Origin of the sequence: Paraburkholderia bonniea (genome assembly GCF_009455625.1) — a bacterium.
In the GTDB taxonomy this organism is placed as follows: domain Bacteria; phylum Pseudomonadota; class Gammaproteobacteria; order Burkholderiales; family Burkholderiaceae; genus Paraburkholderia; species Paraburkholderia bonniea.
The window spans coordinates 2831664-2853265 of sequence record NZ_QPEQ01000001.1 but is presented as its reverse complement, the minus strand read 5'-3'; the positions used below and the strand labels follow the sequence as shown (position 1 = coordinate 2853265).

Annotated in this window: 18 protein-coding genes; 14 read left to right on the top strand and 4 right to left on the bottom strand. The window is 59.9% G+C overall.

What is annotated here, in order from left to right; all coding sequences use genetic code 11:
- Nucleotides 1-85: 85 nt before the first annotated feature.
- The 4 genes from GH656_RS12505 to GH656_RS12490 all read left to right on the top strand — a co-directional run bounded on the left by GH656_RS12505 (nt 86) and on the right by GH656_RS12490 (nt 2972).
- On the top strand, nt 86-859 hold the full coding sequence (locus GH656_RS12505) for an outer membrane protein assembly factor BamE (protein WP_153076237.1): 774 nt from the start codon (nt 86-88) through the stop codon (nt 857-859).
- A 121-nt stretch (nt 860-980) separates the two neighbouring features.
- On the top strand, nt 981-1778 hold the full coding sequence (gene dapB / locus GH656_RS12500) for a 4-hydroxy-tetrahydrodipicolinate reductase (RefSeq protein WP_153076236.1): 798 nt from the start codon (nt 981-983) through the stop codon (nt 1776-1778).
- Nucleotides 1779-1838: 60 nt separating this feature from the next.
- A complete protein-coding gene (locus GH656_RS12495; protein ID WP_153076235.1) occupies nt 1839-2504 on the top strand; it encodes a MotA/TolQ/ExbB proton channel family protein in 666 nt (221 codons plus the stop codon).
- Nucleotides 2505-2528: 24 nt separating this feature from the next.
- Complete coding sequence (locus GH656_RS12490; protein ID WP_153076234.1) at nt 2529-2972, top strand: ExbD/TolR family protein; 444 nt, start codon at nt 2529-2531, stop codon at nt 2970-2972.
- 35 nt (nt 2973-3007) lie between these two features.
- On the opposite strand, the gene GH656_RS12485 is transcribed toward GH656_RS12490, so the two are convergent.
- A complete protein-coding gene (locus GH656_RS12485) occupies nt 3008-3508 on the bottom strand; it encodes a RodZ family helix-turn-helix domain-containing protein (RefSeq protein ID WP_153076233.1) in 501 nt (166 codons plus the stop codon).
- Between the two features lie 387 nt (nt 3509-3895).
- Here GH656_RS12485 and leuS point away from each other — a divergent pair, with 387 nt between their 5' ends.
- From leuS to holA, 3 genes are read left to right on the top strand one after another with little or no spacing between them, the layout of a single operon-like run.
- Nucleotides 3896-6490 (top strand): leucine--tRNA ligase, encoded by a 2595-nt coding sequence (gene leuS / locus GH656_RS12480; RefSeq protein WP_153076232.1) that lies wholly within the window; start codon nt 3896-3898, stop codon nt 6488-6490.
- Nucleotides 6491-6521: 31 nt separating this feature from the next.
- Nucleotides 6522-7073, top strand: coding sequence for an LPS-assembly lipoprotein LptE (locus GH656_RS12475; protein WP_153076231.1), 552 nt, complete (start codon nt 6522-6524; stop codon nt 7071-7073).
- 36 nt (nt 7074-7109) lie between these two features.
- Nucleotides 7110-8192 (top strand): DNA polymerase III subunit delta, encoded by a 1083-nt coding sequence (gene holA, locus GH656_RS12470; protein WP_153076230.1) that lies wholly within the window; start codon nt 7110-7112, stop codon nt 8190-8192.
- A gap of 129 nt (nt 8193-8321) precedes the next feature.
- Here holA and GH656_RS12465 read toward each other — a convergent pair whose 3' ends face one another.
- On the bottom strand, nt 8322-10250 hold the full coding sequence (locus tag GH656_RS12465; RefSeq protein ID WP_153076229.1) for a hypothetical protein: 1929 nt from the start codon (nt 10248-10250) through the stop codon (nt 8322-8324).
- Nucleotides 10251-10807: 557 nt separating this feature from the next.
- Here GH656_RS12465 and GH656_RS12460 point away from each other — a divergent pair.
- Both GH656_RS12460 and GH656_RS12455 read left to right on the top strand, forming a co-directional pair.
- Nucleotides 10808-12079 (top strand): glutamate-5-semialdehyde dehydrogenase, encoded by a 1272-nt coding sequence (locus GH656_RS12460; protein ID WP_153076228.1) that lies wholly within the window; start codon nt 10808-10810, stop codon nt 12077-12079.
- 40 nt (nt 12080-12119) lie between these two features.
- Nucleotides 12120-12542, top strand: a complete 423-nt coding sequence (locus GH656_RS12455) for a CopD family protein (protein WP_153076227.1) — start codon at nt 12120-12122, stop codon at nt 12540-12542.
- Between the two features lie 29 nt (nt 12543-12571).
- On the opposite strand, the gene GH656_RS12450 is transcribed toward GH656_RS12455, so the two are convergent.
- On the bottom strand, nt 12572-13423 hold the full coding sequence (locus tag GH656_RS12450) for a MurR/RpiR family transcriptional regulator (protein ID WP_153076226.1): 852 nt from the start codon (nt 13421-13423) through the stop codon (nt 12572-12574).
- Between the two features lie 308 nt (nt 13424-13731).
- Here GH656_RS12450 and edd point away from each other — a divergent pair, with 308 nt between their 5' ends.
- The 4 genes from edd to GH656_RS12430 all read left to right on the top strand — a co-directional run bounded on the left by edd (nt 13732) and on the right by GH656_RS12430 (nt 18466).
- Nucleotides 13732-15630: a phosphogluconate dehydratase gene (edd, locus tag GH656_RS12445; protein WP_153076225.1), complete on the top strand. Its 1899-nt coding sequence runs from the start codon at nt 13732-13734 to the stop codon at nt 15628-15630.
- Nucleotides 15630-16271, top strand: a complete 642-nt coding sequence (eda, locus tag GH656_RS12440) for a bifunctional 4-hydroxy-2-oxoglutarate aldolase/2-dehydro-3-deoxy-phosphogluconate aldolase (protein ID WP_153076224.1) — start codon at nt 15630-15632, stop codon at nt 16269-16271. The genes edd and eda overlap by 1 nt, the downstream gene beginning before the upstream one ends.
- Nucleotides 16272-16584: 313 nt before the next feature.
- Nucleotides 16585-17946, top strand: a complete 1362-nt coding sequence (locus GH656_RS12435) for a GntT/GntP/DsdX family permease (RefSeq protein WP_153076223.1) — start codon at nt 16585-16587, stop codon at nt 17944-17946.
- Nucleotides 17947-17956: 10 nt separating this feature from the next.
- A complete protein-coding gene (locus tag GH656_RS12430) occupies nt 17957-18466 on the top strand; it encodes a gluconokinase (protein WP_153076222.1) in 510 nt (169 codons plus the stop codon).
- Nucleotides 18467-18641: 175 nt separating this feature from the next.
- Here GH656_RS12430 and purB read toward each other — a convergent pair whose 3' ends face one another.
- Nucleotides 18642-20030, bottom strand: coding sequence for an adenylosuccinate lyase (purB, locus tag GH656_RS12425; RefSeq protein ID WP_153076221.1), 1389 nt, complete (start codon nt 20028-20030; stop codon nt 18642-18644).
- Between the two features lie 452 nt (nt 20031-20482).
- Here purB and GH656_RS12420 point away from each other — a divergent pair, with 452 nt between their 5' ends.
- Nucleotides 20483-21445, top strand: a complete 963-nt coding sequence (locus GH656_RS12420; RefSeq protein ID WP_153076220.1) for a LysR family transcriptional regulator — start codon at nt 20483-20485, stop codon at nt 21443-21445.
- Nucleotides 21446-21602: the final 157 nt, after the last annotated feature.

The window sequence follows — 21602 nt, the reverse complement described above, 5'->3', positions numbered from 1 at the left end:
AGTAATGGCTTTTGGTTGGTCCAGGTCATCATTGTCAATCGACAAAACTCGCGCGGCTTGTCTGCAAGCCCGCATGGTGAGTGAAATGATTTCAAAATATCTATCGGTTTACTGGGGGCGTAGCGCCCTGTTCGCGGCGGTTGCCGTTGCGCTAGCGGGATGCGGCAGCTACGACAGCATCACGCAGCGTATCGCCCAGCGCATCACGCCTTATCGAATTACGGTGGTTCAGGGTAATTTCGTTTCGAGAGAGGCCGTGGCGCAGATGCGCGCTGGCATGTCTCGGGCACAGGTTCGCCAGGTGCTCGGCACGCCACTTCTGACTGACATGTTCCACGCGGATCGCTGGGACTACGTGTTTTATTTCAAACGTGGTTCGACCTCAATCGTGCAGCAGCGGGACTTCGTCGTGAATTTCTCCGGTGACGTGGTGACGAGCTGGAGCGGTGGCGAAGATCTCCCGTCCAATCTCGAACTGCTCGCTGAAATTGACGGCGACAAGAGCGGCAAAAAATCAGCACTCGCGGGTGGTGCCACTGCGAATCCCGCGCCGGTGCCTGAGCCTACGGTGCCAGATGTGGCCCGTTCGCCTGCAGACGATGCAGCAGGTGTGACTACGCTGCCGGTTACCGATGCCAACGCGCAGGCAGCTCAAGCGGCTAACCGTCTGACCAATGCGGTCCAGGCCCCGGCTCGCAATACCACGCCTTCGGTGCGCTCCAATACGCCAGCTTCCAATGGCGGCGTGCCTCAAGGATCAGCTTCACCAAGTCAGCCACAGTTTCAGTTCCATCGCTCGACGCCTCCGGTTGTCCAGGACAACAGCAGCGCGCCTCCGGTGGGGCCGACGGGCGAGTAACCGGTATCAAGGTGAACTCTTTGGTGTTCTATGCAATGACGGGCCGTATGGCCCGTCGTTTTTTCTAGTGGCTTGTGTCTGACGCTGCTCGGCACCGCCCGTTATTTTTCGAGTCGTTCCCATGAAAATTGCTATTACAGGCGCGTCTGGCCGGATGGGCCGCATGCTCATCGAAACCATTCTCAACGACAGCAGCGTGACACTTTCCGGTGCGCTCGACCGGGCGGGTACGCCCCAGCTCGGGCAGGATGCCGGAGCATTTCTGGGCAAACATACGGGCGTGATGCTGAGCGATGACATCGATCAGGTGTTCGCCGCAGCTGATTGCGTGATTGATTTCACCCGTCCAGAAGCCACGATGGCGCACGTGCAAGCGGCGCTGCGTCATCAGGTGAAGCTGGTGATCGGCACGACCGGGTTCGACGATGCGCAAAAAGCGCAGTTGCGTGAGGCGGCGGAACACACCGGTATCGTCTTCGCGCCGAACATGAGCGTTGGGGTCAACGTCACGTTGAAGTTGCTCGAATTCGCTGCACGCCAGTTCGCTCAGGGCTATGACATCGAAGTGATTGAGGCGCATCACCGGCATAAGGTCGATGCGCCCTCCGGCACCGCGCTAAAAATGGGCGAGGTGCTGGCCGGTGCACTGGGGCGCAATCTGGCTGACTGCGCGGTGTATAGCCGCGAAGGTGTGACCGGCGAGCGCGATCCGTCGACCATTGGCTTTTCGGCGATTCGCGGTGGTGACATCGTGGGCGATCACACAGTGCTGTTTGCTGGCACTGGCGAGCGTATCGAGATCACGCACAAGTCTTCCAGCCGTCTGTCGTATGCACAAGGTGCGCTGCGCGCAGCGCATTTTCTTGAGGGCCGGGCTAGCGGTCTCTTTGATATGCAAGACGTGCTTGGCTTGAACTGACGTTACGCCGGGCGATATTTTTCTTTAGTTTTTCTCGATCTAGATACACGGCGGGCTCAGATGGCAAGCACAGGCGTGATTCATTACCTGCAAACCGGCGATGCGGTTACGCATGGCGTCGCGTATGTGTTGCTGGCTATGTCGGTGGCGAGTTGGTGTTTTCTGCTGGCTAAAGGGTGGATGCTGGGCCGCGCAAAGCGTCAATCAGTGCGCGCCGTCGCTCAATTCTGGCAGACGGCGACGCTGACGGATGGCCTGGCCGTGTTGCGCCGGATAGACCGTGAGCGGGTCTTCGTGCCGCTCGCGCAAGCTGCACTGGATGCTGCTGAATCCGGCGCGCCTGGCATCTTGCTGGCGCGCGTCGAGCGTGGCGAAAGGGTGTTGCGCGCGTTGCGCCAGGCGCTCAGCACCTCACAGCGGCGGCTTGAGTTTGGTCAGGTGCTGCTGGCTTCGGTGGGCAGCACGGCACCGTTTGTTGGTTTGCTCGGCACTGTCTGGGGCATTTATCACGCGCTCGGCAGTATCGCTGCCAGCGGCCAGGCAATGATTGAAAACGTCGCGGGGCCGGTCGGAGAGGCGCTCATCATGACCGCGTTCGGGCTGGTGGTCGCCATCCCCGCCGTGCTGGCATACAACGTACTGGGCCGGCTGGCGCGGCAACTGAGCGAAGAGCTGGATGCGTTCGCTCATGATCTGCACGCTTACATCTGCGCTCAGGCAGATTGAGCCACGCGCGTACCGGAGGGCGAGATGGCATTTGGCGGACTTGAAAAAAAACCAGCAGCAGCACCGATGGCGGAGATCAACATGACGCCGCTAATCGACGTGATGCTGGTGTTGCTGGTGATTTTCATCATCACCGCGCCGCTGTTCACGCATGCCATCCGGCTGGAGTTACCCCGGGTGGCAGCCGCTCCGGCACCGCAGGAGCCGCACACCGTCACGCTTTCGATTGATGCCGCGAACCAGATTTACTGGGATGGCACGGCTATCACACTAGCTCAGATGCGCACCGATTTTGCGACTGCGGCACACAGCGACAGCCCGCCTGAGATCCAGTTACGAGCTGAACGTTCGACCCGGTACGAGGTGATTGCCCAGGTGATGGGTGCCGCGCAGCAAGCCGGGTTGGAGCGGATCGGATTTGTGACCGATCCGCCTGCCGCTACGGCTGATTCACATCAGATTCAATAACGTGGTTTATCGCTTTTGTTGGAAGGCGACGTTTCCTAAAAATCAGCCATATAAAAATCATCCACATTAAGTTCTTCTTTACCGATCATTTCAAAGTCCGCGTCTTCTTCTAGTGGGTTAATGCTGCTGTTTGTCTCAGCGTCATGCGTGGAAGATTCTGGCAGCAGGTCAGGGCACGAGTCGTCCACGGCCGTATTTTGAGGCGCTGATTCCGGGCTGGGAGCCTGGTTTTCCAGCGGAGAAGTAGGTGTGGCCGCGGTGTAGTTGTTGTCGATAGCGGCGTTGTCAGGGGCTTTATCAGCTTGGACTGCCAACTTGAGATCGACGATTGTTCCGATAATGGTTTTTTGTTCCGCTATTGGGTTGTTAACTCGCGGCTCTAATTCTGTCTGCGGAGTGCTAGCGGGTTTTTTCCCAAGCTGGCTTGTAGAGTCAGTTTTTTTATTTCCCTGCTTAGAGTGACTATGGAGACTATTTTTGTAGAGATTGTCGTTGGTGTATTTGGTTTTATTTCCTGGTGTTGCTGGGCGTGTCATAAAGTCTCTCAATATGAGTTTAAGAGTTATCCGTGCAGTCAGAATTCTGCGACGGGTTCGGTTTGCAGGCGCTCTCGCATTCTGTGCGCGTGTCCTGGCATGGTAAGTAACCGTCGCGCTCAAACGGTTCACTTTTTCGAAGCCCTCCTCAAGGCTCGTCGTCAGCCCTGTCAGGCGCATGTTTTGCCTACCTTCCGCGCTGTCGCGCAGCACGTACCAACACGCACTGGTGCGCGCGGCACCATGCGGCACAGGCCTGGCCGACCGGTATAATCTGCGTTTTGTTTTTCTCGCCTTCGGGGCAAACGTCCTCACTCATCAAGCAGCGCATCGGGCCCGCTCATCAGGCCTGGTCTGAGCGCATCACCCTCACCGACCCACCACACCATGCAAGAAAAATACGCTCCCTCCGACGTCGAAGCCGCCGTGCAAGGGCAATGGCGCGCCAGCGACGCTTACAAGGCGACGGAAACCAGCAGCAAGCCCAAATTTTTCTGCGTGTCGATGCTGCCCTACCCATCGGGCAAGCTGCACATGGGGCACGTGCGCAATTACACGATCAACGATGTGATGTACCGCTATCTGCGGATGAATGGTCACAACGTGCTGATGCCGATGGGTTGGGATGCGTTCGGTATGCCTGCCGAAAACGCGGCGATGGCCAACGGCGTGCCACCCGCTAAATGGACCTACGACAACATCGCCTACATGAAGCGCCAGATGCAGTCGATGGGCTTGGCGATCGACTGGTCACGCGAAATCGCTACCTGCGATCCGTCGTATTACAAATGGAATCAATGGCTGTTCCTGAAGATGCTCGAAAAAGGCATCGCATATAAAAAAACCGGCACGGTGAACTGGGATCCGGTTGACCAGACCGTTCTGGCCAACGAGCAGGTAATCGACGGGCGCGGCTGGCGCTCCGGCGCGCTGATCGAGAAGCGCGAAATTCCGATGTACTACATGCGCATCACGCAATACGCCGATGAACTGCTGAATGACCTCGAAGGCCTCGGCTGGCCCGAGCGCGTGAAAATCATGCAGCAAAACTGGATCGGCAAAAGCTTTGGTGTGAACTTCGGCTTTCCTTATGAAATCGATGGTGAGAAGAAGTTGCTGCGTGTTTTCACGACGCGCGCCGACACCATCATGGGCGTCACGTTCTGCGCGATTGCCGCTGAGCATCCGCTGGCCACGCGTCTCGCACAAGATCAGCCCGCGCTGGCAGCGTTCATCGACGAATGCAAGCGCGGCGGTGTCGCGGAAGCCGATGTCGCCACGATGGAAAAGAAGGGCATGGCAACCGGCTTCTACGTCACGCATCCACTGACGCAAGAGCAGGTCGAAGTCTGGATCGGCAACTACGTGCTGATGAGTTATGGCGAAGGTGCGGTGATGGGCGTGCCAGCGCACGACGAGCGCGATTTCGCCTTTGTGAAGAAATACGGTCTGCCGCTCAAGCAGGTGGTGGCGCATCCAGGCATGACCTTCTCGGCGGAGGCGTGGCACGAGTCATACGGCGACAAGACTAACGGCGTGTGCATTAACAGTGGCAAGTACGACGGTTTGGGGTTCGAGGCTGCTGTCGATGCCATTGCCGCTGATCTGAGTGCACTGGGTGTGGGTGAGCGTCAGGTCACCTGGCGCTTGCGCGACTGGGGCATTTCGCGTCAGCGCTACTGGGGCACGCCAATCCCGATCATTCATTGCCCGAGCTGCGGCGATGTGCCGGTGCCAGAAAAAGATCTGCCGGTGGTGCTGCCGGAAGATCTCGTGCCGGATGGCACGGGCAACCCGCTGGCGAAATCGGCGGCGTTCGTCAACTGCACCTGCCCAACCTGCGGTGCACCGGCCAAACGCGAAACCGACACGATGGACACCTTCGTTGATTCCTCGTGGTATTTCTCGCGCTACGCCGCGCCCGATGCCTCCACGATGGTTGATGCCCGCACTGATTACTGGATGCCAATGGACCAGTACATCGGCGGGATCGAACACGCGATTTTGCACCTGCTGTACTCACGTTTCTGGACCAAGGTGATGCGCGACATGGGGCTGATTAACTTCGGCGAACCAGCGAAGAACCTGCTGACGCAAGGCATGGTGCTCAACGAGACGTATTACCGCGAAAACGCGGCGGGCAAGAAAACCTGGTACAACCCGCTCGATGTCACCGTCACGCACGATGAGAAGGGCCGTCCGGTGGGCGCAACGCTCAATGCCGATGGTCAGCCGGTGGTGCTGGGCGGCATCGAGAAAATGTCGAAATCCAAGAACAACGGGGTTGATCCGCAATTGCTGATCGACCAGTACGGCGCTGATACCGCGCGTCTTTTCACGATGTTCGCCGCGCCGCCTGAGCAGCAGCTTGAGTGGTCGGGGGCGGGGGTTGAGGGCGCGAGCCGCTTTTTGCGCCGGGTCTGGGCCTTTGGCCAGGGCCATGAAGCGGCGCTTCGTGCCGCTGGCCGTATCGACCCGGCCCAGCTTGGCGAAGCCGACAAAGCGTTGCGCCGCGAGGTGTATCTGGTGCTGAAGCAGGCGGACTTTGATTACCAGCGTCTGCAATACAACACGGTGGTGTCCGCGACGATGAAGATGCTGAACGCGCTGGAAGCGGCAAAGGGCGCACAGCCCGCCGTGCTGCGCGAGACCTATGGGGTTTTGCTGCGGGTGCTGTATCCCGTGGTGCCGCATGCGACTTGCCAGTTATGGCAGGAGCTTGGGTACGTCGAAGAGTTCGGCCCATTGCTGGATGCGCCATGGCCGCAGGTGGACGCACAGGCGCTTGAGCAAGCCGAGATCGAACTGGTGCTGCAGGTGAATGGCCGTGTGCGCGGTGCGCTGACGCTGGCGAAAGACGCTTCGCGTGAAGTCATCGAGCAGGCCGCGCTAGCGCACGAGATGTGCGTGAAATTCAGCGAAGGCCGCGCGCCGAAAAAAATCATCGTCGTGCCGGGACGCCTTGTGAATGTGGTGGTTTAAGCGCGGATTGCAGTGCGAACCAGGAGCCAATGTGACTCGCAGATTCTTGTTGATGCTGGCCGGCAGTGTGTTGCTGCTGACGGCTTGTGGTTTTCAGTTGCGTGGCCAGCAGGACTACGCGTTCAAGCGGCTGGCGATCACCGGGGCCGGAGCGATGGTAGAGGCGCGCCTGACGCGCATCGTCGAGGGCGGCAGCGACACGGTGGTGGTGCAGCAGAGCGCCAACGCTGACGCCGTGCTGAACCTTTCCGAAACCAACAGCCGCAGCGTATTGACGCTGAATTCGCTGGGCGTGGTGGCGGAATACCAGATGAACTACGCGCTGGGTTACACGCTGGTTGGGGCGGACGGCACCGTGCTGATCCCGCCTAGCGCGATTGCGCTGAACCGGGCGATGACCTACAGCGACCAGTATTCGCAGGCCAAGGATGCGGAAGCCGACATTCTGAACGCCGATATGCAGCGCGACGCGGTGGATCAACTGGTTCGGCGGCTGGCGGTCGTGCGTTCGCTCCATCCGGCTCCGGGCGAGGAGGTGCCGCCGGTGGCACCGCGTGCGCCGTTACCGCCGCCGCCGCTGTGAGCGGGGTCCGGGCTATGTCTGCAGGGGCGGAGCGCTATGCAATTACGACCTGACGCGCTTGAGGCGCACCTGGCGAAGGGGCTCGCAGGGTTCTATGTGGTGTATGGCGATGAGCATCTGCTGGCCCAGGAGGCCTGCGACCGGATTCGTGCTGCGGCGCGCGGCGCGGGGTTTACCGACCGGGCGGTGTTTACAGTTGAACGGGGTTTCGACTGGAGCTCCATGCTGGGCGCGAGCCAGTCGATGTCGCTCTTTGGTGAGCGTCAGCTAGTCGATTTGCGGATTCCGTCGGGCAAGCCAGGCAAGGAAGGCGGCGAGGCGTTGAAGACGCTGGCTGGCGCGGCTAATCCTGATGTGCTGACGCTGGTGAGCTTGCCGCGTCTGGACGCCGCGACGCAAAAATCCGCGTGGTTTACCGCGTTAATCGGGGCGGGTGTCGCGCTGAAAATTGATCCGGTGGAACGGGCGCAATTGCCGAACTGGATTGGCCAGCGCCTGGCGCTGCAAAACCAGCGCACCGCGCCAGGCGAAGACGGGCGGCGTGCGTTGCAGTTTATTGCTGAGCGCGTCGAAGGCAATTTGCTGGCAGCACATCAGGAAATCCAGAAACTCGGTTTGCTTTATCCCGCAGGCGTGCTGACGTTTGAGCAAGTTCATGACGCAGTGCTCAATGTCGCGCGCTACGACGTGTTCAAGCTGAATGAAGCGATGCTGGCAGGTGACGTCGGCCGTTTGACGCGGATGCTCGATGGCCTGCAAGGCGAGGGCGAGGCGGCGGTGCTGGTGCTGTGGGCGGTGGTCGAAGAAGTGCGCACGCTGCTGCGGCTCAAACGCGGTGTGGCGGCGGGCAAACCGCTGGCGGTGCTGTTGCGCGAGAACCGGGTATGGGGGCCGCGTGAGCGGCTGGCTGGTCCAGCGCTGGCGCGTGTGAGCGAGGCTTCGCTGGAGCGGGCGCTGGCTTTCGCGGCGCGGCTTGATCGTCAGGTGAAGGGCTTATCGGGTGCCATGCCTGGTCAGCGGCACAACACGTTGCCGTCAGATGCCTGGCGCGGGCTGTTCGAACTGGCGATGACGGTGGCTTCGCCTGGCAGCGCAGTGAGCCCGGGTGTTGTGGCGTAGTGCGAAATGAGTGCGGAACGGGCGCAGAACAACGAGCACGGAATGAGGGCACTGGTGCTGCAAATTCCGCGCTCATTGCGTTGCAGCAGCAACGCATGGCGCTTCAAGCGTAAGCCGTACTGGCCTTGTTTATTTACGCCACATGACAAAGTTCAGAAGGCGGAGCAGAAAGCTAGTTGTCGCGGCTGACTGCTGAACGGTCTTTGGATTGCTCAATATTTCCCACGTGCCGATGCTTTCTTTGCGCGGCTGGATAAATGGCCGGCCGAGATCGATCGGTAGCGTGTCGCTGGGCGGAATGCCTTCGACGTTCCCGCCGACGTCTCCACTCTTCGCAGCCTGAGGTGCCGTCTCTGGGAGTGGCCGCTCTGGTTTGGTTTGGCCGGCGGTCTTGCCGACGGTTTTGCCGGCATTCGGCAGGCCAGGAAGGGCCCACAGCACCGCGAATCTCAGCAGGCGCGGGGGGGCCAGAATGATCTTTACCGTGTTTGTCACCGTGCTGGCGAGCGCATTGATCAGCGTATTTTTCTGCTGCTTCCATAGTTTGCCCAGCGGCGATTTGTTTTTGTACGCCGGTAAGGCAGCGGTGAGTTTCACCTCAACAGATTTTTCTGCTGGAGTTTGATCCTGCTGCGCTGGTGCTGGGGTTGAGGCAAGAGGCTTTCCTTGTGCCTTCACCTCGGCCTCTTTCAGTGCCGCAGTTTCCTGCCCGATCTGTTTGAGTTGCGCAATTTCAGTGAGTAAAAGCCGCCGTAGGTTAGCCGCGCCTTGCACTTCGTTCGCGTCACCCATTGAAATCAGGCCAAGCATGCGAGGCTTTCCGTACGCTCGGTCAGGCATGGGTATCCATGCTTGAGCGTCATCGGGTGCGTTATCCAGTTCCGGGCCGGGTTCCCGTTCCGGCATGGAGGCGGGCAGGCCGCCTTCGCTTTCGGATGCCTGCAAGGCCTGGCGTTCGATACCAGGGGCATCTTGCACATCGCGCTTGAGATTCAGTTCGCGTAATAAATCGGCAAATAACTGTTTGGCCTGGTTGATTCCGTCTTGATGCGGGCTGTTACTTGCGATCTGTTTCAGGTATTCGTCTGCGCCGAGCGCTCGCAATGACTGAATCTCACTGCCGCCCGAGACGAGCACGGCAAAGGTCAGTGCGTTGATCGTGTTCGCCTGGAAATCGTCGCGGCCGCTCAGGAGCGTTCGCTGTAAAAACCGTTTGACTAGCGCGGCATCAAAGAGTCCGGGCGTGTCGTCGAGGGCTGTCACATAGAAATCGTCACGGTTGGCGCATAGCGCCTCTTCAATCAGCATGAGCCACGCCTGATCTTGCCCGTCGCCCTGTGCGCTGGTGGCCGCAGCCTCCGCCGCTTTTGCGGCTTGAGGTGAGATCCGCTGCAGAGCCAGTTTTGTCAGCATGCCGACCATGCCGTGATCCGGGTCACCGCCAATGTTTTGTTCAATTTGTTGTAGCGATTCAGGATCGTTTTTCAGCGTGTGCAGAAAATTGAAAATCGCCTGATCCGGCTGGTCTGCAAACTCTTTTTCCAGCGTGTCATAGAACGCTTGCGCCAGTCTGTTGTCTGGCTGTTGTCCGAAATGCGCTTGATGATACTGGCCCGCCATAAAGGCTCTCGTGTGGAAAATTTCCAGCGGGGACAGCGATGGGCTCAACGCTGCGACGTGCGCCGAATATGTCGTGGCTTGCTCAATCAGGCTGGTTAGAACATTCGGCTGGTGCTGCTCCGTTGCGGCATTCCGGCGCTGGCCGAAAGTCAGGATCGTTCGCGCAAGGCTTTTCAGAAACACGGCCACTTGTTGTAGCAGGCCTGCTTTTGGTTTGACCGGCGGGGTTGGGGTGGCAGAAGTGGCGGGTGCCGCAGTGTTGCCAGGTACGGATGCGGTGGTGGAGGGGTTCAGCACGGCGGGTGCAACCTGCGTGGGCAGCATCTGTGAGGTTGCCCGTACAACAGGCTCTGCCAGCACCGGGGCGACGGGCTGTTGCACTGGGTCGGTATCTGCGTTCGAGCCAGACACGCGGGGCGTCTCTGGCGGGGTAGCCATTGACGCTGTTCCCAGCTCTTGTGCCGAAGTCTCGAAGGCGTGATCGTATTCAGCGTTTCGCGCCACACGGTGCTGTGTGGTCCCGATTTTTTTCTGCTGCTCTGTTTTTGCCGTGGATTTAGCCGGGGTTGCAGGAACCCAGAGTGGCGGGTTGCCAGCTCCTGCCGTTTTAATTGGTGCGCCCATACTCTTTTCAACTTGTCTTTAGATGTTGCAGCAAACACTGCTCGGTGCGCGGCCGGCTCCGGTCGCGCGTTTCCTCCTGCTCGAAGGCTTGTGGCTTAAGTAACCCGCCAGACTTGATGGTTCCTGGTTACCCGATAATGGCGGCAAAGGTTGGTGGGAATAGGCGCGGACTGGTGCAGGCAAGTTGCACCCGTGCGTCTGTGCTTTTTTTCGCCAGGCCACCGGACCGCCGCGAGTGGCGTGCTCAGGCATGGAGCAAAGCCTTAAGCCGACATACAATCACCGGTCTGCCTTATCACGCTGCGCCGTCCGCCGCATGGCCTATTCCGTTGTTTCGGGCCTGTGCGATCCCTGGCGGCACGAGAATCCCCATGAATATCGACGAATACATAACTGAGCTGGGCCGTCGCGCCCGTCACGCTTCACGTGCGATGGCGCGAGCCTCAAGCGCGGCGAAAAATACCGCGCTCCACGCTATCGCGCACGCGCTTGAGCGCGATAGCGCCATCCTCAAGGCGGCGAATGCCCGCGATGTCGCCAATGCCCGTGACAAAGGTCTCGACGCGGCGTTTATCGACCGCCTCACGTTGTCCGATAAAGCGCTGCAAACCATGATCGAAGGCTTGCGCCAGGTTGCCGCGCTGCCTGATCCGATTGGTGCAATCAGTAATCTGAACTACCGCCCAAGTGGCATTCAGGTTGGACAAATGCGCGTGCCGCTCGGCGTGATCGGCATCATTTACGAATCGCGCCCCAACGTCACGGTGGACGCTGCCGCGTTGTGTCTGAAATCGGGCAACGCGACGATTTTGCGCGGCGGCTCCGAAGCGCTCGAATGCAATACCGCGCTGGCCAGGTTGATTGCCGAGGGGCTCGCCACGGCGGGCTTGCCGCAAGAAGCGGTGCAGGTGGTCGAAACCGCCGACCGCGCGGCCGTGGGCGCGCTGATTACGCTGACCGAATACGTCGATGTGATCGTGCCGCGTGGCGGCAAGAGCCTGATCGAACGGTTGATCGCGGAAGCTCGGGTGCCCATGATCAAGCACCTCGATGGCGTGTGCCATGTATATGTCGATGACCGCGCCGATCTGGCGAAAGCGCTGACGGTTTGCGATAACGCTAAAACGCACCGTTATGGCACTTGCAACACGATGGAAACGCTGCTGGTCGCGCAAGCCATTGCGCCTGAAGTCTTGCCGCTGCTGGGGCGGCGCTACCGCGACAAAGCCGTTGAACTGCGGGTGGATGCCGCAGCGCACGCGGTGTTGCAGGCGGCGGGCATTGGCCCGCTGGTTGCCGCCACCGAAGCCGACTGGCGCACCGAATATCTCGCGCCCGTGCTGGCAATCAAGCTGGTTGAGGGGCTGGATGAAGCCATCGAGCACATCAATACCTATGGCTCGGCGCATACGGATGCGATCGTTACCGAAGATCACGACCGGGCGATGCGTTTTTTGCGCGAAGTCGATTCGGCCAGCGTGATCGTCAATGCGTCCACGCGTTTTGCGGACGGCTTCGAGTACGGTCTTGGCGCGGAGATCGGCATTTCCAACGACAAGCTCCATGCGCGCGGCCCGGTGGGGCTCGAAGGCCTGACCTCGCTGAAATACGTCGTGCTGGGCCACGGTGAAGCCCGTCAATAAACGCTCAACGCTTGCTGCTGATTAATCAGGGGTCGCTCTCATGCTGATGCTTTGGATCAAAACTTTTCATATCGTTCTGATCGCCGGGTGGTTTGCCGGTTTGTTTTATTTGCCGCGTCTTTTCGTCAATCTGGCGCTGGAGACACAGCCCGTCGCCATCGACCGTTTGCTCATCATGGCGCGCAAGCTGTACCGCTTTATGTCGTTTATTGCTGTGCCTGCTTTGTTGTGCGGGCTCTGGTTGTGGCTGGGCGTGGGGATCGGGCGGGGCCAGGGGTGGATTCACGCGAAGCTTGGCGTGGTGCTGTTGTTGATCGGCTATCACCTGATTTGCGGCCGCATGCTGGCGACGTTTGAGCGTCACGAGAACCGGCGCTCGCCGCGGTTTTATCGCTGGTTCAACGAGCTGCCCGTGCTGGGCATGCTGGCGGCGGTGGCGCTGGTAATCATCAAGCCGTTTTAAGTTTTAACGCTTCGCTGCTTTACGCTGCTTTAGCGCGGTGCCAGATCGTCGATCCGGCGCCGCCGCAACACATCTTTTGCCTGCGCTAGCTTGTCGAGCCGCTCTGGCCCGAGGCGCAGCGCCACCCCTACCGCCAGAATGTCGCCAATCGCCAGATGCGAAACGCGTGACGTCATCGGCGAAAAGATATCCGCGTCTTCATCCACATTGGCAAAGAGGCCGACCGTCGCCAGACGTGCGAGCGGTGAGTGGCCATGTGTGATTGCGATGACCTTCGCGCCCGCATTGAGCGCGGCTTGCGCGGCATCGACGATGTCGCGCGTGCGTCCGGTATTCGAAATAGCTACGACAACATCACCCTCTGCCAGCAGCGCGGCGGACATCAAGAACGTGTGAGGGTCGGCGTAAGCCACGCTGGGCATGCCGAGGCGAAAGAACTTGTGCTGCACGTCGAGCGCAGCGATACCCGAGCCACCCGCACCATAAAACTCGATACGCCGTGCCTGGCTGAGCAGCGTTAGCGCAGCTTCGACGCTATCTGCCGACAAATTGTTGCGAACCTGGATCAGCGCGCTAATGGTGCGGTCGAGCACTTTCGCCGCGACCCCGGGCGTGGGCTCATCCGGGCGGACGTCGCGGTATACCGTGGGCACCTCCGCGACAATCGCCTGGGCCAGCCGGATCTTGAATTCACGAAACCCGGAAAACCCCAGAGCGCGGCAAAAACGCGCGATGGTGGGCTGGCTCACGCCAGCGCGCGCGGCGACTTCGGTCATCGACAGATCGAGCACTTCGCGTGGCGTATCGACGATGTAATTGGCCAGTTTGCGCTCCGAAGGACGCAACTCGCTGTGCATGGCTTTGATCTGGGACAGCATCATCAGGGAACTCGCACTATGCTGAAAGATCCATCGACTATAGCCGAAGTTGCGTGGGGTGAGGCTACAAAAACTACATTTCGTAATTGAGAGCGGATTGCGTCACGCCGTGAATGCCAAGTGAAATGTTTATTAAACAAGCGTTTTAAGGCGATTTACGGTTTGCATCTGCAAGATTGATTCGTTGCTATGCGCTGTTGCAGTTATGTAGTTTTTCTACTAACATCGTCCGTCCGTGCCCTGCATAGACCTCACAACACCCGCCTGGCACCCCGCCCCCTGCATTTCAAGCCAGAGACGAAGGAGCTTCGATGGTTTCCCCGCATCCTCAACTCATCAAGGTCACGCAGCGCGTGATTGAGCGCAGCAAGCCCACCCGCCAAGCCTATCTGGCTCGTATCGAGCATGCCCAAGGCAAGTTCCCGGCCCGTGGCGCGCTGTCCTGCGCGAATCTGGCGCATGGCTTTGCTGGCCTCGAAGGCCGCGACAAGCTGGCCATCAAGGCGATCCGCGAACCCAATATCGGCATCGTGTCGTCGTACAACGAGATGCTGTCGGCGCATGCGCCGTATAAAAATTACCCTGACCTGATCAAGCAAGCCGCCCGCGAAAACGGCGGGGTCGCGCAGTTCGCCGGTGGCGTGCCCGCGATGTGCGATGGCGTGACCCAGGGCAATGCCGGGATGGAGCTTTCGCTGTTTTCACGCGAGGTGATCGCCATGAGCACGGCGGTGGCGCTCACCCACAACATGTTCGACGCGGCGCTATGCCTTGGGATCTGCGACAAGATCGTGCCGGGCCTGCTGATCGGCGCGCTGCAGTTTGGGCATCTGCCAACCATCTTCGTGCCGGCTGGCCCGATGTCGAGCGGCTTGTCCAACAGTGAGAAAGCGAAAATCCGGCAGCAGTTCGCCACTGGCCAGGTGGGCCGCGAAGCGCTGCTCGAAGCCGAGTCGGCCGCTTATCACGGCCAGGGCACATGCACGTTTTACGGCACGGCCAACAGTAACCAGATGCTGATGGAAGTGATGGGCCTGCATTTGCCAGGGGCGGCCTTTGTGCATCCGTATACCCCGCTGCGCGACGCGCTGACCGCCCAGGCGGCGCGCCGGGTGCTCGATCTGACAGCTGAGCGCGGTCAGTACACCCCGATTGGCCATGTGGTCGACGAGAAGGCGATCGTCAACGGCATCGTCGCGCTGCTGGCTACGGGCGGCTCCACTAACCACACGCTGCATCTGGTGGCGATTGCGCGGGCGGCGGGCATCGTGATCGACTGGGATGATTTCGACGTGCTGTCGCAAGCCGTGCCGCTGCTGGCCAAGATTTATCCGAACGGCAAGGCTGATGTGAACCACTACCATGCAGCCGGTGGCATGGCGTTCCTGGTTCGCAACTTGCTTGAAGGCGGTTATCTGCATGAGGACGTCAATACGGTTGCGGGCAAGGGGCTGGGGCATTACACCGAAGAACCCAAATTGCTTGATGGCGTGCTGAGCTGGGTGCCGGGCCCGCTTGTCAGCCAGGACACCAGCGTGCTGCGCAGCGTGCACGAGCCGTTCCAGGCCGATGGCGGCTTGCGGCTGATGCAGGGCAAGCTTGGCCGGGGGGTGATCAAGATTTCATCGGTGGCACCGCAGCACCGTGTGGTGAAGGCACCCGCGCTCGTGTTTGATTCGCAGGAAGCGGTGCAGGCTGCGTTCGACAATCAAGAGTTGCAGCGCGATTTTGTCGCTGTGGTGCGGTTTCAGGGCGCACGCGCTAACGGCATGCCTGAGCTGCATCGTCTGACGCCGCTGCTGGGCGCGTTGCAAGACCAGGGCCACCAGGTCGCGCTGGTCACCGATGGCCGCATGTCGGGTGCCTCGGGCAAAGTTCCAGCGGTGATCCACGTCTCGCCCGAAGTGCTGCTGCAAGGGCCGCTGGGCAAGGTGCAAACCGGGGACATGATCGTGATCGACGCCGAAGCTGGGCTGCTCGATATCGACATTGATCCGGCTGTCTGGGCCGCGCGGCCGGTCGCGCAGCCTGAACATCAGGCAGATAACGAAGCCGGTTTTGGCCGTGAATTATTTGGTGTGTTTCGTGCGGCGGCAGCCCCGGCGGAACTGGGCGCTTCGGTGTTCGGCCCGATGGTGGGCGAGCAGACGCCGGCAGGGGGCGGCACGCATTCCATTCAAGCAAGCCAGACGCTACTACAAGGAGTCTGATTATGACGAAGCAGGTAAGCGATATCGTGCGGCTCGGCCCGGTGATTCCGGTCCTCGCGTTTGAATCAGTTGAGCAGGGCGAGAATGTTTCGCGCGCGCTTCATGCGGGCGGGGTGAAGGTGCTTGAAATCACGTTGCGCACCGAGGCTGGCCTGAAGGCGATCGAGCGCGCCAGCCAGCTCGCGGAAGACATCGTGGTGGGCGTTGGCACCATCACCCGGCCCGAACAATGCGCACAGGCGAAAAAAGCGGGCGCGCAGTTCGGCGTGTCGCCGGGTCTGACGAAAGAGCTGCACCAGGCCGCGCAAGATGCGGGCTTGCCTTTGCTGCCAGGAGTGATGACGCCGACCGATATCATCGTGGCGCTGGAACTCGGCTACGAAATCGTCAAATTTTTCCCGGCGCAACCTGCTGGTGGCGTGCCGATGCTGCAGGCGTTTCATGGTCCGTTCCCGGCGCTCAAGTTCTGTCCGACGGGCGGCATCACGGCCGAACTCGCGCCACATTTTCTGTCGCTGCCGAATGTGGTTTGCGTCGGCGGTTCGTGGCTGACCCCGAAGGCCGTGGTCGCCGCGCAAAACTGGGAAGAAATTACCCGTCTGGCGCGTGCCGCCAGCGAACTGGCCGCTCCCGCTCACTAAACCAGCCCAGCGCGCTGGTTAAAAAGCCTCGTTGTGCCAGCCTCTGGCGGCTGTGCAACGGGGCTTTTTTGCGTATGGCGCGTCTGCTTGTTATCTGCTTGTTACCCGTTTTTTACCCGCTTGCTACTCACTCGCTCCCCGCCAGCGGATGAACGAATAAAGAGACAGTAGAATCCAGCGTTCGCGCGGCGGGCCTGTTCAAAGGCCGAGGCGGAGCCGCGAACGACTACCCGCTACGAGAGAACCCCGCACAGCGTTGCCCCCGATTCGCCCGACAAAAGCACTACAACGACTAAACGTCAGGAGGACACAGATGGAGCCCGTTCAAGGCAGCATGCTGCTGATTTACGCAGTGATCGCAGTTGCCGCGCTGATTTTGATGATTACGCGCTACAAGATTTATCCGTTTCTGGTGCTGATTATTGTTTCGCTGCTGTTAGGGCTGGCGGTGGGTATGCCGGTGGGCACTATCGTGAAAGCGTTTGAAACCGGCAATGGCAATACGCTGGGGCATATCGCCATCGTGGTCGGGCTGGGGACGATGCTCGGCAAGATGATGGCGGAATCGGGCGGAGCGGAACGCATTGCGACATCGCTGATCGGCTGGTTTGGTGAGAAGCATATTCACTGGGCGATGATGTGCGTGGCGATTATCGTTGGCCTGCCAGTGTTCTTCGAGGTGGGCTTTGTTTTGCTGATTCCGATCGCGTTCAATGTGGCGCGACGCACGGGCAAATCACTGCTGCTGATCGGGTTGCCGATGGTGGCGGGCTTGTCGGTGGTGCATGGGCTGATTCCGCCGCACCCTGCAGCACTGCTCGCGGTGCAGGCGTATCACGCGGATATCGGCAAAACGATTGCGTATGGCTTGATCGTTGGCGTGCCGACGGCAATTGTTGCGGGCCCATTGTTCGCGCTTCTGATTCATCGCCATATCAAGCTGCCTGAGCACAATCCGCTCGCGGCGCAGTTCATTGCCTCGGCTGAATCGAACGCGCCACGTGAGTTGCCAGGCTTTGGCATCACACTGCTGACGATCTTGCTGCCTGTGTTGCTGATGTTGCTTGGGAGCTGGGCGGATCTTCTATTTACACCCCACACCACGCCGAACGATCTGCTGCATTTTGTCGGCACCTCGGATGTGGCGTTGCTGATTGCGGTGCTGGTGAGTTTCTGGACCTTCGGCGCGCAGCGCGGCTTTAACCGCGAGCAGATTCAGAAATTTTGCGCGGACTGCCTCGCGCCGATCGCGGGCATCACGCTGATCGTCGGCGCGGGGGGCGGTTTCGGGCGCGTGCTGATGGATAGCGGAATCTCACAGCAGATCGTGCAGAGCGCGACTTCCGCGCATATCTCACCGTTGTTGCTGGGCTGGTTTGTCGCGGCGTTGATCCGTCTGGCGACGGGGTCGGCGACGGTGGCGATGACCACTGCATGCGGCATCGTCGCGCCGATTGCGGCGGCCGGTGGCGCGCAGGTTCAGCCGGAGTTGCTGGTGCTGGCCACTGGCGCGGGTTCGCTGATTTTTTCGCACGTGAATGACGGCGGCTTCTGGCTGATTAAAGAGTATTTCGGCATGACGGTAGGGCAGACGTTTAAGACCTGGTCGTTGTGCGAAACCATTATTTCGCTGCTGGGGCTGGGCTTGACCTTTGCGCTAGCGGCCGTGCTTTGAGAGGCCGGTGATGATTCTGATCGTGATGGGGGTTTCAGGCGCAGGCAAGACGCTGATTGGCGAATTGCTGGCACAGCAGTTGCATTGCAGCTTTACCGATGGCGATGCATTTCACAGCGCCGCGAACAAGGCAAAGATGCATCAGGGCATTGCGCTGACCGACGAAGATCGCTGGCCGTGGCTGCAAGCGATTCGTGATGCGATTGAAGCAAAGCAGCGGGCGGGGGAGACGGCGGTGTTCACCTGCTCGTCGTTAAAGCGGGCGTACCGGGATGTGCTACGCGGGGGCGGCGATCACGACGTGTGCTTTATCTATTTGCACGGTACGCCGGCGTTGTTGCAGCAGCGTCTGCAAACCCGCACTGGGCACTTTTTTGATCCGTCGCTGCTGCAAAGCCAGCTCGATACGCTTGAGGTGCCGGGAGCTGATGAAGCCGTGACGGTGAGTATTGAGCCAGCGCCGCAAGAGATCGTGCGGCAGGTGCTGGGGTTGATCGAGATGCGCGGCAGGAGGGCTTGAGGGGCTCCATTTCTGGCCTCATGGTTTGCTTTGGAGGGGGCTGGCTGCGCTTTGTGGTTTTGTGGTTTTGTGGTGAGCGTGGCTGCGATGCTGGCCTGAGTGATGCAGCGAACTAGTTTGAGGCTCGGCGCGCGCCACCTCAGCCCCACATCACTCAGGCACACATCTTCAGGCCTTACTTAATCCGCTGTGCCAGCTCAGCCGCCATCCCGACATACGAACCCGGCGTCATCTCTAGCAGTCGCGCTTTCGCCTCGTCAGGAATCGCCAGGCCGCTTACAAACGTTTGCAGCGCCTCACGGGTAATTCCTTTACCGCGTGTCAGCTCTTTCAGCTGTTCATACGGATTCTCGATGCCGTAGCGCCGCATCACCGTTTGCACGGGTTCGGCCAGCACTTCCCAGCAGCGTTCGAGATCATCGTTGATACGTGGCGCGTTGACTTCCAGCTTGTCGAGCCCGCGAATCAGCGCGTCGTAAGCCAGCAGCGAATAACCGAAGGCCACGCCGATATTGCGCAGTACCGTCGAATCCGTCAGGTCGCGCTGCCAGCGCGAGACTGGCAGCTTGTCTGCCAGATGGCGCAGCGTGGCATTCGCCAGCCCAAGGTTGCCTTCTGAATTTTCGAAATCAATCGGATTGACCTTGTGCGGCATTGTCGATGAACCAATCTCACCAGCTTTGGTTTTCTGCGTGAAATAACCCAGCGAGATGTAGCCCCAGATGTCACGGTCCAGATCGAGCAGGATCGTATTGGCCCGTGAGATCGCATCGAAGAGTTCCGCCATGTAGTCGTGCGGTTCAATCTGGATCGTGTACGGGTTGAAGGTGAGTTTCAGGCGGGTTTCGATGACTTCGCGTGAAAACGCTTCCCAGTCGAATTCCGGATACGCCGACAAATGCGCGTTGAAGTTGCCCACCGCGCCATTCATCTTGCCCAGCAGTTCAACCTTGTCGATGCGGGAGATTGCGCGCTCAAGCCGGGCTGCGACGTTGGCCATTTCTTTGCCCAGCGTGGTTGGGCTGGCGGGCTGGCCGTGGGTGCGCGACAGCAGCGGTTGTTGCGCATGGGTGTGCGCTAGTGCCACGAGACGCTGATGCACTGCGCGCAGCGCAGGCAGGATCACGTGTTCGCGGGCACCGGCCAGCATCATGCCGTGCGAGGTGTTGTTGATGTCTTCCGAGGTGCAGGCAAAGTGGATGAACTCGCTGGCGCGCTCCAGTTCAGCCTGGCCTTTGACCGACTCTTTGAGCCAGTATTCGACGGCTTTCACGTCGTGATTGGTGACGCTTTCGATTTCTTTGATACGGGCGGCGTCGTGCGCGGTGAAGCGTTCGACGAGTTGCAGCAGAAAATGCTCGGCACCATCGGAAAAGCGCGGTATTTCAGCAAAGCCCGCACGCGACAGCGCGATCAGCCAGTGAATTTCAACGCTCACCCGATGCCGCATAAACGCAGCTTCTGAGAGCCAGTCCCGCAAGGCTTCGGTTTTCGTGGCGTAACGGCCATCAAGCGGAGACAGCGCGGTCAGCGCGAACAGGGTATCGGGGCGGGTATCGGACATGGTGGCGATGAGACGCAAGGTGAGGAGGGGCGGAAAACAAATATAAGACAGCGCAGCGGCGCGGATTTTACCATCGCCACAGCGTTGAAATGCATGACGGATATGGCGGTTTGGGGAGGTATCGGGCCTGGAAGAATAGATCGTGGTGAGCCGCCCGCCTGCATTGGGCTTGATGTGGGGGCCAACGGATGCTCGAAGCCCGAAGCCCGAAGCCCGAAGCCCGAAGCCCGAAGCCCGAAGCCCGAAGCCCGAAGCCCGAAGCCCAAACCTCAAACCTCAAACCTCAAACCTCAAACCTCAAACCTCAAACCTCAAACCTCAAACCTCAAACCTCAAACCCCAAACCCCAAACCCCAAACCCCAAACCCCAAACCCCAAACCCCAAACCCTGGCGGCGCGCGCCCCGCTAGAATGCGGACCTGTCCAATGTTTGCCACTGCCGCCGGGGCCGTATGGAACTGAAATGGCTTGAAGACTTCGTTTCGCTTGCGGAAACCCGCAGCTTCAGCCGCTCGGCTGAATTGCGTCACGTGACACAACCCGCGTTTTCGCGCCGGATTCAGGCGCTTGAAGCTTGGCTCGGCACGGAATTGATCGATCGCTCGGTGTATCCCACGCGCCTGACGGCGGCTGGGCGGGTGTTCTATGAACAGGCGCTGGTGATGCTGTCGCAGTTTCATGAGGCGCGTGCGGTGCTGCGCGGTCACACGGCGACGCCTGCGGCAACGATTGAATTCGCCGTGCCTCATACCCTCTCGCTCACATATTTTCCGCGCTGGCTGCAGCGGGTCGAAGCGCAGATGGGGCAGGTGCATACGCGTTTGCGTGCGCTCAATGTGCACGATGCCGTGCTGTCGCTCGTAGAGGGCGGCTGTGACCTGGTGATGGGTTATCACCATCCGAGTCATCCGGTTGGGCTGGACCCTGCACGCTACGAAATGCTGACGCTCGGGCTTGAGCCCATCAGCCCGTTTTCCGCGCCGACCCGGGCTGGCCGCCCGCGGCATACGCTGCCGGGCACGCCGGACGCACCTGCGCCTTACTTGTCCTACACGCCAAACGCTTATCTGGGCCGCATGACCGAGGTCATCATCGCTAACGCGCCGGGGCGGTTGTCGCTGGACCGGGTGTACGAAACCGACATGGCCGAGGGGCTGAAAGCAATGGCGATGGCAGGCCACGGCATCGCTTTCTTACCCTATAGCGCGGTTGAAGAAGCCGTGGCCGAAGGCCGTCTGATTCGCCTCGACCGGGCCGCGCGCGGCACGCCAGAGGGCCAGTACACGCTGACGATGGAAATTCGCCTGTACCGCGACACACTGGCCGATCACGGTGATGATCCGCGTCAAGCGCTGGTGCGGCAGTTATGGGATGTGGTCCGTGCCGAAGTGGCTTCTGGTGCGGGCGTGGCCTAGCTGCAAAAGATAGGCCGCTGAAGATTATGCAAAAAAAGCATGAATGAATAATCAAACGGCATTGGATTTTGCCTTGACCTTTTTCGACAATGTCGCCATTCGTTTAAAGCCAGTTTGCTGGTTGATCCCTCGCGTTTGATATCCCTCGCCGGAGCAT

Excerpts from the sequence above, each read along its gene's own strand:
- leuS (WP_153076232.1), top strand. The coding sequence starts at position 3,896 with ATGCAAGAAAAATACGCTCCCTCCGACGTCGAAGCCGCCGTGCAAGGG.
- GH656_RS12435 (WP_153076223.1), top strand. The coding sequence starts at position 16,585 with ATGGAGCCCGTTCAAGGCAGCATGCTGCTGATTTACGCAGTGATCGCA.
- GH656_RS12460 (WP_153076228.1), top strand. The coding sequence starts at position 10,808 with ATGAATATCGACGAATACATAACTGAGCTGGGCCGTCGCGCCCGTCAC.
- GH656_RS12485 (WP_153076233.1), bottom strand. The coding sequence starts at position 3,508 with ATGACACGCCCAGCAACACCAGGAAATAAAACCAAATACACCAACGAC.
- GH656_RS12450 (WP_153076226.1), bottom strand. The coding sequence starts at position 13,423 with ATGATGCTGTCCCAGATCAAAGCCATGCACAGCGAGTTGCGTCCTTCG.
- holA (WP_153076230.1), top strand. The coding sequence starts at position 7,110 with ATGCAATTACGACCTGACGCGCTTGAGGCGCACCTGGCGAAGGGGCTC.
- GH656_RS12495 (WP_153076235.1), top strand. The coding sequence starts at position 1,839 with ATGGCAAGCACAGGCGTGATTCATTACCTGCAAACCGGCGATGCGGTT.
- GH656_RS12465 (WP_153076229.1), bottom strand. The coding sequence starts at position 10,250 with ATGGCTACCCCGCCAGAGACGCCCCGCGTGTCTGGCTCGAACGCAGAT.
- purB (WP_153076221.1), bottom strand. The coding sequence starts at position 20,030 with ATGTCCGATACCCGCCCCGATACCCTGTTCGCGCTGACCGCGCTGTCT.
- GH656_RS12490 (WP_153076234.1), top strand. The coding sequence starts at position 2,529 with ATGGCATTTGGCGGACTTGAAAAAAAACCAGCAGCAGCACCGATGGCG.
- GH656_RS12455 (WP_153076227.1), top strand. The coding sequence starts at position 12,120 with ATGCTGATGCTTTGGATCAAAACTTTTCATATCGTTCTGATCGCCGGG.
- GH656_RS12420 (WP_153076220.1), top strand. The coding sequence starts at position 20,483 with ATGGAACTGAAATGGCTTGAAGACTTCGTTTCGCTTGCGGAAACCCGC.
- GH656_RS12430 (WP_153076222.1), top strand. The coding sequence starts at position 17,957 with ATGATTCTGATCGTGATGGGGGTTTCAGGCGCAGGCAAGACGCTGATT.
- GH656_RS12505 (WP_153076237.1), top strand. The coding sequence starts at position 86 with ATGATTTCAAAATATCTATCGGTTTACTGGGGGCGTAGCGCCCTGTTC.
- dapB (WP_153076236.1), top strand. The coding sequence starts at position 981 with ATGAAAATTGCTATTACAGGCGCGTCTGGCCGGATGGGCCGCATGCTC.
- edd (WP_153076225.1), top strand. The coding sequence starts at position 13,732 with ATGGTTTCCCCGCATCCTCAACTCATCAAGGTCACGCAGCGCGTGATT.